Source organism: Actinomycetota bacterium, assembly GCA_004297305.1.
GTDB lineage: Bacteria > Actinomycetota > Actinomycetes > S36-B12 > FW305-bin1 > FW305-bin1.
The window spans coordinates 86,002-99,310 of record SCTR01000002.1 but is presented as its reverse complement, the minus strand read 5'-3'; the positions used below and the strand labels follow the sequence as shown (position 1 = coordinate 99,310).

Here is a 13,309-nt window from a genome sequence, read left to right as displayed (position 1 = left end):
CGCCATCATGGAGACGACCGCGCGCGACGCGCTCGTCGACCGCGTGGTCGACGGTCGCTACCGGGTGCGGCATCGGCTGGCGCGCGGCGGGATGGCGACCGTCTACGAAGCGACCGATCTGCGGCTGGACCGCACGGTGGCGTTGAAGGTCATGCACCCCGGCCTGGCCGAGGATCCCGGTTTCGTCGCCCGGTTCCAGCGCGAGGCCAAAGCGGCCGCCCAGCTGTCCCACCCGCACGTGGTCGCGGTGTTCGACCAGGGCCGCGACGGCGACCTGGTGTACCTGGTCATGGAGTTGGTCGCCGGCCGGACGGTCCGCGACGTCCTGCGGGCCCATGGGCCGCTCACCGCAGAACAGGCGCTGACCGTGCTCGACCCGGTGCTGGAGGCGCTGGTCGCCGCCCACGCCGCCGGTTTCGTCCACCGGGACATCAAGCCGGAGAACGTGCTCATCTCCGACCGGGGCCAGGTCAAGGTCGCGGACTTCGGCCTGGCCCGGGCGGTCTCGTCGGTCACCAGCAGTTCGACGCAGGGCGTCCTGATGGGGACCGTCGCCTACCTGTCGCCGGAACAGGTCGAGCGCGGCATCGCCGATCCCCGATCCGATGTGTACGGCGCCGGGATCCTGCTGTACGAGATGGTCACCGGGGCCGTCCCCCACGGCGGTGCCACGCCTCTCGCGGTGGCGTACCAGCACGTACACGCCGACGTACCGCCACCGTCGGTGGTTCGTGCGGACCTGCCGCGGCAGGTCGACGAGTTGGTGACCCGCGCGACGCGGCGCGACCCAGACGAGCGCTTCCCCGACGCGGCGGCGTTCCTGCGGCAGGTCCGGACCGTCGCCGCCTCGCTGCCGGCGGCGACCCCGCTGGACGTCGACGACGGCCAGACCACGCTCGTGGTCGACCTGAGCGGCCCTGCCGCGGTCGGGCTCGGGCACGCCACCACCCGGACGGCGACCCAGACGTCCCCTCAGCCTCGCCGCCCGCAGCCGCAGCCCGGTGGCCCGGTCCCGCCGGTCCGGCAACCGGCAGCCCCGTTCCGCCGCCGGCGATGGGGCGGCATGGTCATCGGCCTGGTCGTGATCGCGTTGCTCGTCGCTACCGCGTCGTACGGCGGCTGGTGGCTCGCGGCCGGCCCCGGGCGCTCGATCGACGTCCCAGGCCTGCTGGACAAGCCGCGCGACGCCGCCGAAGCCGCCCTCACCGACCTGGGCCTGGTCATGGCCGTTGCCGGCCAGGAGTACAGCGAGACGATCGCCAAGGACCATGTGGTGCGCACCGATCCGGCGGGCGGCAGCGTGGTGCATCCCGGCGACACCGTGTCGGTGACCCTGTCGGCCGGCCAGGAGCGTTACGGCGTCCCCGACGTCACCGCCAAGTCCGTCGCCGACGCGACCGCCGCACTGACGGCGGCCAACCTGCAGGCCGGGCAGGTCACCGAGAAGTACGACGAATCGGTGCCGGCCGGATTGGTGATCGCCAGCGACCCGGGCAAGGGCACGGCTCTCAAACCCGGGACGCCGGTGAACCTGACGGTGTCCAAGGGGCCGAAGCCGGTCCCGGTCCCCAACGTCGCCGGCAAGGACCAGGCCAGCGCCACGGCGCTGCTGCAGAAGGCCGGCCTGGTCGTCAGCGAGGTCCGCGAGGACTACTCGGCCACCGTCGCCGCGGGTTCGGTCATCGGGACCGACCCGGCCATCGGGACGACGCTGAACAAGAACAGCGGCGTCGCCCTCATCGTGTCCAAGGGCCCACCGCCGGTGCCCGTGCCGAACGTCGTGGACATGCCCCGCGAGCGTGCGGTCAGCCTCTTGGAGGGCAAGGGCTTCAAGGTGGTCGAGCACGAGGGACTGGTCACTCCGCTGGACCGGGTGTGGTCCCAGGACCCCGCGGGCGGCACGCTGGTCCCGCCCGGCTCGACGATCACCCTCACCATCGTCTGACCGCCGTCGGCTCCCCGCCCGGGCGCGGTGACCGCGCCTGACGACACCGGGCGCCGGCCGGGTCGACGCCTCGCGGGTCGGCGTCGTACGCTGCGCGCGTGCACGCGTCGTGGTGGTTTACCTATGGTGACGCGCCCGGGACCGTCCGGGCGGGCCGCCGGGTAGTCCACGCCTGACCCGGCACCCCGCCCCCACCACGAGCCCCGAGCCGATCGGCCGGGGCTCGCGCCATGCCCGGACCGGTCGACCCGGACCGACCGTCCAGGAGTAGTCATGGTCGTCGTCATGTCGCCGCACGCCACCGCGGACGATGTCGAGGCGGTCGTCGCGCACGTGCGCGCGGCCGGCGTCGACGCCTTCGTCAGTCGCGGCGAGACCCGCACGATCGTCGGACTGGTCGGGGATCCCGACCGGCTGTCCGGCGTGGATCTGCGGGCACTCGCCGGTGTGGCCGAGGTCGTCCGGGTGTCCACGCCGTACAAGCTGGTCTCGCGCGACCACCACCCGGACATGTCGACGGTATACGTCGGACCGGCCGGCAACCGGGTCCCCATCGGACCGGACACCTTCACCCTGATCGCCGGACCCTGCGCGGTGGAGACCCCCGAGCAGACGTGGCAGGCCGCGCAGATGGCACAGTCGGCCGGCGCGACGTTGCTGCGGGGCGGCGCGTTCAAGCCGCGCACGTCGCCGTACGCCTTCCAGGGTCTGGGCCGTGAGGGCCTGACGATCCTGGCCGAGGCCGGCCGCCGCAGCGGGCTTCCCGTGGTCACCGAGGTCGTCGACGCCGCCGACGTCGAGGTCGTGGCCGCCCACGCCGACATGCTGCAGGTCGGGACCCGCAACATGGCGAACTTCGCTCTGCTGCAGGCGGTCGGCGATGCCGGCAAGCCGGTCATGCTGAAGCGCGGGATGAGCGCGACGATCGAGGAATGGCTGATGGCCGCCGAGTACATCGCGCAGCGCGGCAATCTCGACATCGTGTTGTGCGAGCGCGGCATCCGGACCTTCGAGACCGCGACCCGCAACACCCTGGACATCGCCGCGGTCGCCGTCGCGCACGGGCTGTCGCACCTGCCGGTGGTCGTCGACCCGTCACATTCGGGCGGCCGGCGCGATCTGGTGGTGCCGCTGTCGCGAGCGGCGATCGCGGTCGGCGCCGACGGGATCATCGTCGACGTCCATCCCCATCCGGAGAGCGCTCGGTGCGACGGCCCGCAGGCGTTGATCGACAGCGACCTGCGCGCGCTCGCCCAGGCCGTACGCCAGTTCGCCCCGCTGCTGGGCCGCAAGCCGGCCACGGGGCAGTAGCGACAGCGCAGACGCCGCACGAGCGACGGCACAGCCCCGCAACTGCGGCGGCGCCGACCCGCCGGCCGCAGGCGCCCCGTCTTGTGCCCGACCAAGGATTGCCTTACCTTGGAGACGAGCCTGCCGGGAGCGGGCGCGTCGAGGGCAGCGGGAGGTCGCGCATGTACGTGTGCCTCTGCAACGCCGTCACCGACAAGGACGTGCATACCGCCGTCTGCGAGGGCCATCGAACCGTCGAGGCCGTAGCGGAGCGGACGTACGCGACCAGTGGGTGCGGCGCCTGTACCGAACGGGTGTGCGAGTTGGTGGCGGCGCTGACCGAGCTGCACGACGGCGGGCGACTCGTCGGGCCGCACCGGACCTCGGCTGCCTGAGCGGACATTCGATCGAAAAGCCAGCCGCGCGAGGCCGGACAGCGGCTCCTCGCGTCCACTCGTTCGGGCTGGGCCGGCGCGCTAGAGTCCCGTCCATGCAGGGTGATCCGCGCGTCCTCGAGCTTCTCAACGACCAGCTGTCCGGCGAGTTGACCGCCATCAATCAGTACTTCCTGCACGCGAAGATGCAGGAGAACTGGGGTTTGGTGAAGCTCGCCAAGCACACCCGGCACGAGTCCATCGACGAGATGAAGCACGCGGAGACGATCACCGATCGCATCCTGTACCTGGACGGCCTGCCGAACTACCAGCGGCTGTATCCGCTACGGATCGGCCAGACCGTGCCCGAGCAGTTGCGAGCCGACCTGGCGGTCGAAGTCGATGCGGTGGAACGACTCCGCACCGGCATCGAGTACATGCGTTCGGTCGGCGACGTGACCAGCGCACGCATCTTCGAGGAGATCCTCGCCTCCGAGGAAGGCCACATCGACTACCTGGAGACCCAACTCGAGCTGATCGAGCGCCTGGGGCTCGGGCTCTACCTGGCTCAGCTCGTCGAACAGCCCGCCAGCTGAGCGGCCATCCCGGCGATGGGCGGCCAGCGATGGATGTTCTCCGAACTCGGCGACACGCTCGCTGAACGCACCGGTCTCTACGCCTCGATCGCGCTGTCGGGTCATACGTTCACCCGCAGCCTGATGCCGCGCACCGTCTTGGGCCAGGCACTGGCGACGGGGATGACCGGTGCCCTGAACTACGGCACCGTCACCGCGATGCAGTCCGCGTACTGGTCGGCGGCCCGCCTCGCGGTATCCGGCGTCCTGCCGGCGGTATGGCCGGCCGGCGAGGACCCGCCACCGCGGCTCGAGCGTCTCATCGTCCACGGCACCAACGTCGCCGCGGTCGCCGCCGGAGCCAGCCTGGAACTCGCCTTCGCCCAGAAGCCGGGCGAGCCGTTGCGGCGGGCAGCCATCCGGACATTCGGCACCCGTATCAGGCGCGCGGCGCTGGCCGGAGCGGTGACCGCCGCCGTACTCGACGCCACCGACGAGGTGGCCGACCGGTTGCATGTCTCCCGGAAGGTCGTCAACTCCGCGGCGATCACCGTCCTGCTGGGATCGGCCATCGCCGGCTGGACGGTCTACTCGCAACGACGGAGGGGCGCCAGATTCGATGCCGAACGCGCGGCGACCGCCACTCCGGCACCGGAAGGCAGCGGGATGGCCGCCGACGACCTGTCGACCGAGGACACCCGGACCTCCGCGCTCATGTCGGGTGCCGCCGGCGTGGCCGCCAGCGTGGGCCTCGTGGCGCTGGGCCGCAGCGAGGAACTGTTCGCCCGGCTGGTCGCCCGCGGACTGCGGCCCGTACTGCCGCACCACTCGGACATCCGGCTGGCCGTCGGCCACTGCCTGGGGCTGGGAATCCTGGTGGGCGGCATCGGATTCGGCATCGAACGCGTCTACCGGTCGACCGAGCAGGCCGGGGATGTCGTGGAAGGCGCCTACAGCGCGCCGCCGGAGGCCGCCACGGTGTCCGGCGGTCCGGGCAGCGCCGTGGACTGGACGACGCTCAGCCGCGAAGGTCGGCGCTTCGTCAACATGGTGTTGTCGCCGCAGGCGATCGCGTCGGTCATGGGCGCCGACAGCGCGCGGCAGCCGGTCCGGGCGTTCGTCGGCCTGGAGTCCGCGCCGACCCCGCAGGATCGGGCCCGGCTGCTGGTCGAGGAACTCGACAGGCTCGGCGGTTTCGAGCGGCAGGTGTTGTGTTTCGCCTCGCCGACGGGGACCGGCTACATCAACTACGTGCTCACCGAGGCGCTGGAGTACCTCACCCTCGGCGACTGCGCGACCGCCGGGATCCAGTACTCGTTGCGCCCGTCGTTCCTGTCCTTGGACCGGGTTCGGGTCGGCCGTGAGAACAACATCGCGTTCTTCCATGAACTGCAACGGAAGTTGCAGACCATGCCGGCTGCTGACCGGCCACGGCTGCTGCTGTTCGGCGAGAGTCTGGGCGCACACACCGCCCAGGACGCCTTCCTGCACCAGGGCACCGACGGCCTGCACCGCGCCGGAGTCGACCGGGCGCTGTTCATCGGGACGCCGGACGGCAGCAAGTGGGCCAAGGGCTGGCGTGCCGACCCGGCCCTGTGCGACCCGGCGGGAGAGGTCGTCGAGGTCGCCTCGTACGACGAGTTCAGCGCGCTGCCGGCCGAGGTCCGCGCTCGCGCCCGTTTCGTGCTGCTCACCCACCACGAGGACCCGATCGGCAAGTTCGGCCCGGAGATCGCCATCCAGCAGCCGTCGTGGCTCGGGCCGGCCCGGACGCGGCCACAAGGCGTTCCGCCGGAGATGAAGTGGCTGCCGTTCATGTCCTTCTTCGTCACCCTGGCCGATGTCCTCAACGCCATGCACGTCGTGCCCGGGGTGTTCGGCAATAGCGGACACGACTACCGGGCCGACCTGCCGGTGTTCACCGGGGCGGTGTTCGGCTTCCAGCCCACGCCGCAGCAGGCCGCGTCGATGGAGAAGGCACTGCGGGACCGCGAGTTGCGCTGGGCCCAGCGGCAGATCGTCGCCGAGCAGCTGGACAAGGCGAAGGCTGCCGTGCAGAAGACCCTCAGCCAGTGGAACGTCCCGGGCAGCGAGGGACTGGACCGGCTGGTCACGCTGGCCGCCAACGATCCGGTCACCGGCGTGGTGGCCCAGACCCCGGGCGCCACCGCGCTGCCGGCCGGTGGCCAATCGCTGGAGCAGACGGCGGCAGCGCCGTAGGTCCGCGCCCGTCACCCGGCCCCCGCTGGTCAGTGCAGTCGGCGATGACCGCATCGAGCGTCATCGGAGAGCCGCGCGCGGCGAGTCAGCCCGACTGCCGGGCCCACGTCGCCTCGTGGCGCAGCAACGCCTGCTTCACGGTGAACCCGTAGGCATAACCTCCCAGGCTGCCGTCGGAGCGGACCACCCGGTGGCAGGGGACGAACGGCGCGACCCGGTTGCGGGCGCACGCACTGCCGGCAGCCCGTACGGCCGTCGGGCTACCGGCCGATGCCGCGAGTTCGGCGTAACTGATGGTGCGGCCGGCCGGGATCGCCCGCATCGCCTCCCACGCCTTGGCCCGGAACGGCCCGCCCGGCTGCAGCACCCGGACCCGGTCCAGCGCGCCGACGTCGCCGGCCGCGTAGTCCGCGACCGCGATCCCGGCGGGCCCGATGTGACGCGACCGCTCGATCGGGCGCCCGGCGAACGCGCCGGCGGCGAAACCGAGCAGGACGACGAGGTCGGCGTACCCGGACAGGACGACGGCACCGTCCTCGGCCGGATCCACGACGATCGCCAGCGGACCAGCGGGCGTGTCCAGGACGTCGGTGAGCAGCGGCTCGCTGGTCATGCTGGTTCCTCCTGCGGGTCGAACGTCCAGAGTTGTTGGGCGGCATAGGAACGCCAGGGCGCCCAGGCTGTCGAGCGGGCCACCAGATCGTGCGGGCCGAGCCCGAGGGACCGAGCCGCGCGCTGCAACCCGGCGTCGCCGACCGGGAAGCTGTCGGGGTCCGCCAGACCACGCAGCGCGACGTACTGCGCGGTCCACGGGCCTACGCCGCCGATCTCGAGCAGCTGCTGGCGGAGCTGCGCCGGCGACGCCGACGCCGTCAGGTCCAGGTCGCCGCGGACCGTTCGCTCGGCGGCCACGACCAGCGCACGAGCCTGCCCCGCGGTGATCCCGGCCGCGGTGAGCCCCGTCGTGCCCAGGGCCAGCACCGTCGCCGCCGTCGGAAACTCCTGGCACACCAGCGGTCCCGGCGGTCCGGCAACGGCCGCCGCACCGCACGCCGAGGCGATCCGGCCGAGGGCCGCCCTGGCCGCCGCGACGCTGATCCGTTGCCCCACAATGGCACGCACCAGTGCCTCCCACGGTGTCGGGGTCACCGGGACACGCAAACCTGGCCGCCGTTGCACGAGCGGGGCGAGCACGGCATCGCGTCGCAACGCGTCGGCGACCGCGAGCGGTGCGGCGTCCAGGTCGAACCAGCGCCGCACGAGCGGCACCAGCGCACCGACGTCGGCGATATCGACGTCGGTCGCGGACACGACCAGCGACTCGGCCGGCTCGTCGAACCGCACGGTGACGCCGGCTGGCCCGTGGGGCAACGGGAGCAGCCGGCTGACCGTGCCGGCCGCGACGTCCACGAGCTCGACACCGGCCACCGCCCGCGCGGCCACGTGGGCCAGCATCGCGGCCACGTCGTACGGCGGTCGCCAGCGCAACCGCAGGGTCAACGGCGATCCACGCTCGACCGGACGCCGTTCGTCGCGCCGCCGCGAGCGGTGCCGCAGTGCCGACGGCGGCAGGCCGAACTCACGCTGCATCACGTCGTTGAACTGCCGGATGCTGGCGAAGCCCGCCGCAAAGGCGATGTCGGACAAGGGCAAGGCGCTCTGCTCGACCAACAGGGCCGCGGTGCGCGCCCGCCGGCTCGACGCCAGCTGCAACGGCCCGACACCGACCTCGGACACCAGGATGCGGTGCAGGTGTCGCGGTGAGACGTGCAGTCGCGACGCCAGCCCTGCCACGCCGCCGTCGTCGGCATCCCCGGCGGCGATGGCCCGCAACGCCCGGGCCGCGAGGTCACCGCGAGCGTCGTACTGCCGCGAACCGGGGGCGGTGTCCGGCCGGCAACGCCGGCAGGCACGGAATCCCGCGGCCACCGCGGCTGCCGGCGAACGAAACGGCCGGACGTTGCGCGACAGCGGGGTTCTGGCCGGGCACACCGGCCGGCAGTACACCCCGGTGGAGGTGACGCCGAACCACAGCCGGCCGTCGAACCGCGGGTCCCGCGCGACCAGCGCCCGGTACGCCGGGTGGTCGTCGGTGAGGGTCGCCGGTTGCGTCACCGCGCCATCCTCACCCGATCGCAGGCCACCGGACTAGCGGATTTCGGACAGGCACCTCGCCTTGGTTGCCGGCCGATCGCGTCAGCGGCGTACCAGCATCTCGGCGATACCGAACGCCAGTTCCAGGGCCTGCACCCGGTTCAGTCGCGGATCGCAGGCGGTCTCGTAGCGGTCGCCGAGATCCTCCGCGGCGACGCCTTCGGTACCGCCGATGCACTCGGTGACGTCGTCTCCGGTCAACTCGACGTGGACACCACCGGGAATCGTGCCCAGCGACCGGTGGACGTCGAAGAACCCTCGCACCTCGTCGGCGACGTCGTCGAAGGAGCGGGTCTTGTGCCCGCTGGGCGCCTCGTACGTGTTGCCGTGCATGGGATCGCAGACCCATACGACCGGATTCCCGGTCGCCTCGATCTTCGACACGATGCCCGGCAGGACGTCACGGACCACCCCGGCGCCCATCCGGGTGATCAGCGTCAGCCGACCGGGGACCCGGTCGGGGTTGAGCCGTTCCACCAAGCCGATCAGATCGTCCGGATCGGCGGTGGGGCCGACCTTGACCCCCACCGGATTGCGGATCGTGGCGGCGAAGTCGACGTGCGCACCGGTCAGTTGCCGGGTCCGCTCCCCCACCCACAAGAAGTGGCCGGACACGTCGTACGGCGTGGCAGTCCGGGAGTCGATGCGGGTCAGGGCCCGCTCGTAGTCCATCGACAACGCCTCGTGGCCGGCGTAGAACTCGACCCGCTTGAATTCCTCGGGGTCCGCGCCGCAGGCCTGCATGAACGACAGCGCCCGGTCGATCTCCCCCGCCATCCGCTCGTAGCGCAGGCCGGCCACGGTCTCGCGGACGAAGTCCTGGTTCCAGGCGTGGACCTGGCGCAGATCGGCGTATCCGCCCTGGGTGAAGGCCCGCACCAGATTCAGCGCGGCCGACGACGCGTGGTACGTCGCGACCAGCCGGCCCGGATCGGGGGTCCGGGCCGTTGCGGTGAACGGCAGTGCGTTGACCGCGTCACCGAGGTACGACGGCAGGACGACCCCGTCACGGGACTCCGTCGGACTGCTGCGCGGCTTGAAGTACTGGCCGGCCATCCTGCCGACCTTGACCACCGGCAGCGAAGCGCCGTAGGTGAGTACCACGGCCATCTGCAGCACGGTCTTCAAGCGGGCGCGGATCGAATCGGCGGTGTTGGCCGCGAACGTCTCCGCGCAGTCCCCGCCCATGAGCACGAAGGCCTCACCTCGCGCGGCCTGCCCGAGTCGGTCGGTGAGTTGGTCGCATTCGCCGGCGAACACCAGCGGGGGCAGCGATCGAAGTTGTCCGAGCGCGGCGCGCAGCGCGTCCTGGTCGGGCCAAGCCGGCTGCTGGGCGGCCGGCAGCTCAGGCCAGTTCACGACGTCGGACACGCCACGAGGGTACGCGCCCGACCTCCTCGGATGCGCCATCCGGCCGTGGGCAGCGGCGACCGCTAGAGTCCGGCGCCATGTGGTTCCCCGGTGCCATCGTCTTGGCCTTCATCGTCGTGATCGCCGTCGTCGCCTTCTTCGTGAAGGGCCGCAACCGCCTCTGACCGACCGGAGGCCGTCGTCAGCATCGCGACACGGCCATAGGTGGCCGCCGCCGGCACCGCGATCGGTCAGCGCCGCGCCGTACGACGGCCCCGCAGCCCGCCGGTCCACGACAGGAAGTCGGCGAGGAAGGCGAGGCCGACGAAGACCCAGCCGATGCCGGTGACGCCGCCCACCACGCTCCAGGCGAACGTGTAGACCAGGGTCGTCCACGGCAGGAACAGCAGTCCCAGCAGCGGCACCACCCAGCCACCGTTGAATGCTGCGTTCACCCGGTCGTTGGCGAAGATCCACGTCAGCAGGAACGCGACCCGGGGACCGATGAGCCCGGCGATGAGGGCAAGGCAGCACATGAGCCGCACCCTAGGGGATGCCCGCAGTCCGAACCGGGCAGCCGGCCGACAAGATCAGCGCGCCGACGGAACACCGTGCGGGACCAGTGGCCGGGCAGGTCGATGGCCGCGTCGGTCAGCGGGCCGAAGCTGGGCGAGACGCCGGCGGCGCGGCCGCGTCGGCAGCGGCCACCGAGGCGAAGAACGCCTCCTCCTGCTGCTGGCGCGGATAGCGCCACAGCACCAGCCCGAGCGCGACGAGCGTCAGCAGCAGCGCGAGCCCGATCGCCGCGCTCTTGCCTTCGGTGAACGCGGTGTTGGCGGCAGCGACGATCTGCGCGGCCTGCGCCTGCGGGAACCCGGTCGCGACCTCCGCGGCACCGGCGTACGACGAACCGATCGTCTGGGCTGCCTGCGATCCGAGCTGCTGAGCCTGCTGCGGTGGCAAGGCCGCGAACGCCTGGGTGAAGTAGCCGGTGTACGCGACGGCGAGCAGCGCGCCCATGGCGGCTTGCACGATCGATCCGCCCAGGTCGCGAGTGAGGTCGAGGAACGCCGAGCCCATGCCGGCCCGGCGTACCGGCAACGAACTCATCAGCGACCGTGACGCCGGAGTCGCGGAGAAGCCGACACCGAGACCGACGAACAGGTAGCCCACGCAGACCCAGGTCACCGACGCGCCCGGCCGCCAGGTCACCAGCATCACCAGGAAACCCAGCGCGACGTTGAGCAGGCCGAGCGCGAAAGTGGCTCGTCCGCCCCGGCGCAGCAGCAACTGACCGGCCACCGGCGCACCCAGCACCATGGCCGCCGCGGCCGGGAGCGCACACAGCGAGGCGTTCAGCGGCTCCATCGCCAGGACGTTCTGGGTGAACTGCTGCCCGATGAACATCGCGCCGATGAGCGAACCGAAGGTGATCATGCCGGCGACGACCGCGACCCAGAACGTGGTGGCCTTCGCCAGCGTCAGGTCGACCAGCGGATGCGGCGCCCGCGTCTGCCGCCAGAAGAAGGCCGCCAGGATGACCAGCGCCACGCCGAAAGCGGTGAGCCACAACGGAGTGAGCCCGCCGCTGACCCGTTCGATGACCAAGACCAGGGCCGCTACGCCGATCACCGACAGCACACCACCGAGGTGGTCGACCCGAGCCGGATCGGTCCGGGTCCGGCCAGGGACCAGGAAGATCCCGAGCACCAGGGCGAGGGCGGCGAACGGCGCTGTCAGCAGGAAGACCGAGCCCCACCAGAAGTGCTCGAGCAGCCAGCCGCCCACGATGGGGCCCAGCGGCGCCATGCCGCCGCCGATCCCCGACCACAGCGCGATGGCTTTGGTGCGCGCCGGTCCCGACCACAAGGCGGTGATCAACGACAGCGTGGTCGGGAACAACAGGCCGGCCGACAACCCGCCGAGGAAGCGATAGGCGGCCAGCAGCTGCGGATCGCTGGCCCACGCCGCCAGCATGGCGGTCGGTATCGACGCCGCCGCACCGATGAGGAACAACAGTTTGCGGCCGTAGCGGTCTCCGATGGCGCCGAAGTACAGCACCGAGCAGGCCAGACCGAGCGAGAACGCATTGGCGACCGCCGTGAGCTGGGTCTGACTCGCCTGCAGTTCCCGGCCGATGGTGGGCAACGCGACGTTCGCGATTCCGAGGTTGATGTTGGCCACGACCGCGCCGAGGATCAACGTGGCCAGGACCAGACCGGCGTGGGCCGGCCTGCGGGCGATATCGGGGACGGTCGGGGCCGGAGCGCTCATGTCCCGAAGAACACCCGCGCCTCCTCGTAGCGGTCCATGGGCACGGTCTTGAGCGTGCCCACCGCGGCTGTGAGCGGCACCGTGCCGACCTCCGTGCCGTGCAGCGCTGCCATCACACCGAACTCGGCGGCGGCCACCGAATCGATGGCGCACAGGCCGAGTCGGGTCGCCAGCACCCGGTCGAAGGCGGTCGGTGGCCCACCGCGCTGCAGGTGGCCGAGCACCACGCTGCGCGACTCGATCCCGGTACGCCGTTCGAGCTGCCCGGCGAGCCGGTCGGCGATTCCGGACAGCTTGACGTGCCCGAACGCGTCGATGCTGTCGTCGCGGGTCACCAGTCCCGTCTCCTGCGGCACCGCTCCCTCCGCGACGCAGACCAGTGGCGCCCGACCCGTTGCGGCACAGGCCGATACCCACGCGGCGACCTCGTCGAGGTCGAAGGGGGCCTCCGGGATCAGCGTCACCGTCGCGCCACCGGCGAGGCCGGCGTGCAACGCGATCCAGCCGGCGTGACGACCCATGACCTCGACCACCAGGGTGCGGTGGTGCGACTCGGCCGTGGTCCGCAGCCGGTCGAACGCCTCGACGGCGATGTTCACGGCGGTATCGAAACCGAAGGTGTAGTCGGTGCCGGACAGATCGTTGTCGATGGTCTTGGGGACGCCGACGACGTCGACGCCCACTCGGGCGAGTTCTGCGGCCACCCCGAGAGTGTCTTCGCCGCCGATGGCGACCAGCGCGTCGATCCCCGCGGCGGCGAGGTTTGCCCGGACCCGCTCGATGCCGTCGGGTAGGGCAGCAGGGTTGGTCCGCGACGAACCCAGGATCGTGCCGCCAACCGATTCGATGCCCTGCACCCGTCGTTCGTCCAGCGGCACCGTGAGGCCCTCCAACGGGCCCCGCCAGCCGTCGGCGAAGCCGACGATCTGCATGCCGTGCACGGCGATGCCGCGCCGTACCACGCTACGGATGACTGCGTTCAGACCGGGGCAGTCGCCGCCGCCGGTCAGGACTCCGACACGCATGCGCGCCACAGTAGCCAGGCCGCCGGCCCCGACACGTCGTCCGCGGCGTTGCCACGCTCAACCGGCGGCTCGCAACTCATTGACATTCAGCCCGACGAGGTT

General features: G+C 71.7%; 11 protein-coding genes. 5 read left to right on the top strand and 6 right to left on the bottom strand.

The window, feature by feature from the left end; all coding sequences use genetic code 11:
• Window positions 1–7 precede the first annotated feature (7 nt).
• The 5 genes from pknB to EPO13_00860 all read left to right on the top strand — a co-directional run bounded on the left by pknB (window position 8) and on the right by EPO13_00860 (window position 6,404).
• Window positions 8–1,945, top strand: coding sequence for a Stk1 family PASTA domain-containing Ser/Thr kinase (pknB, locus tag EPO13_00880; GenBank protein TAK71084.1), 1,938 nt, complete (start codon window positions 8–10; stop codon window positions 1,943–1,945).
• A 273-nt stretch (window positions 1,946–2,218) separates the two neighbouring features.
• Window positions 2,219–3,256, top strand: coding sequence for a 3-deoxy-7-phosphoheptulonate synthase (aroF, locus tag EPO13_00875; GenBank protein TAK71083.1), 1,038 nt, complete (start codon window positions 2,219–2,221; stop codon window positions 3,254–3,256).
• A gap of 161 nt (window positions 3,257–3,417) precedes the next feature.
• A complete protein-coding gene (locus EPO13_00870; GenBank protein ID TAK71082.1) occupies window positions 3,418–3,630 on the top strand; it encodes a (2Fe-2S)-binding protein in 213 nt (70 codons plus the stop codon).
• A gap of 95 nt (window positions 3,631–3,725) precedes the next feature.
• Entirely contained in the window at window positions 3,726–4,205 is a 480-nt protein-coding gene (gene bfr / locus EPO13_00865) for a bacterioferritin (protein ID TAK71081.1), read from the top strand.
• 15 nt (window positions 4,206–4,220) lie between these two features.
• Window positions 4,221–6,404, top strand: a complete 2,184-nt coding sequence (locus EPO13_00860) for a hypothetical protein (GenBank protein ID TAK71080.1) — start codon at window positions 4,221–4,223, stop codon at window positions 6,402–6,404.
• Window positions 6,405–6,489: 85 nt separating this feature from the next.
• On the opposite strand, the gene EPO13_00855 is transcribed toward EPO13_00860, so the two are convergent.
• From EPO13_00855 to EPO13_00830, 6 genes are all read right to left on the bottom strand, one after another.
• Entirely contained in the window at window positions 6,490–7,017 is a 528-nt protein-coding gene (locus tag EPO13_00855) for a methylated-DNA--[protein]-cysteine S-methyltransferase (GenBank protein ID TAK71079.1), read from the bottom strand.
• A complete protein-coding gene (locus tag EPO13_00850) occupies window positions 7,014–8,519 on the bottom strand; it encodes a DNA-3-methyladenine glycosylase 2 family protein (GenBank protein TAK71078.1) in 1,506 nt (501 codons plus the stop codon). The genes EPO13_00855 and EPO13_00850 overlap by 4 nt, the downstream gene beginning before the upstream one ends.
• An 81-nt stretch (window positions 8,520–8,600) precedes the next feature.
• Window positions 8,601–9,968, bottom strand: a complete 1,368-nt coding sequence (locus tag EPO13_00845; GenBank protein ID TAK71077.1) for a 3-deoxy-7-phosphoheptulonate synthase class II — start codon at window positions 9,966–9,968, stop codon at window positions 8,601–8,603.
• A gap of 191 nt (window positions 9,969–10,159) precedes the next feature.
• Window positions 10,160–10,444 carry a hypothetical protein gene (locus EPO13_00840; GenBank protein ID TAK71076.1) on the bottom strand — a complete coding sequence of 95 codons (285 nt, stop codon included), beginning with the start codon at window positions 10,442–10,444 and terminating at the stop codon, window positions 10,160–10,162.
• 115 nt (window positions 10,445–10,559) lie between these two features.
• A complete protein-coding gene (locus tag EPO13_00835) occupies window positions 10,560–12,182 on the bottom strand; it encodes an MFS transporter (GenBank protein TAK71075.1) in 1,623 nt (540 codons plus the stop codon).
• On the bottom strand, window positions 12,179–13,207 hold the full coding sequence (locus EPO13_00830) for an ATP-dependent 6-phosphofructokinase (GenBank protein TAK71074.1): 1,029 nt from the start codon (window positions 13,205–13,207) through the stop codon (window positions 12,179–12,181). Before EPO13_00830 ends, EPO13_00835 begins: the two co-directional genes overlap by 4 nt.
• Window positions 13,208–13,309 lie beyond the last annotated feature (102 nt).

Coding starts and splice junctions, on each gene's coding strand:
- pknB (TAK71084.1), top strand. CDS start 8: ATGGAGACGACCGCGCGCGACGCGCTCGTCGACCGCGTGGTCGACGGT.
- aroF (TAK71083.1), top strand. CDS start 2,219: ATGGTCGTCGTCATGTCGCCGCACGCCACCGCGGACGATGTCGAGGCG.
- EPO13_00870 (TAK71082.1), top strand. CDS start 3,418: ATGTACGTGTGCCTCTGCAACGCCGTCACCGACAAGGACGTGCATACC.
- bfr (TAK71081.1), top strand. CDS start 3,726: ATGCAGGGTGATCCGCGCGTCCTCGAGCTTCTCAACGACCAGCTGTCC.
- EPO13_00860 (TAK71080.1), top strand. CDS start 4,221: ATGGGCGGCCAGCGATGGATGTTCTCCGAACTCGGCGACACGCTCGCT.
- EPO13_00855 (TAK71079.1), bottom strand. CDS start 7,017: ATGACCAGCGAGCCGCTGCTCACCGACGTCCTGGACACGCCCGCTGGT.
- EPO13_00845 (TAK71077.1), bottom strand. CDS start 9,968: ATGGCGCATCCGAGGAGGTCGGGCGCGTACCCTCGTGGCGTGTCCGAC.
- EPO13_00840 (TAK71076.1), bottom strand. CDS start 10,444: ATGTGCTGCCTTGCCCTCATCGCCGGGCTCATCGGTCCCCGGGTCGCG.
- EPO13_00835 (TAK71075.1), bottom strand. CDS start 12,182: ATGAGCGCTCCGGCCCCGACCGTCCCCGATATCGCCCGCAGGCCGGCC.
- EPO13_00830 (TAK71074.1), bottom strand. CDS start 13,207: ATGCGTGTCGGAGTCCTGACCGGCGGCGGCGACTGCCCCGGTCTGAAC.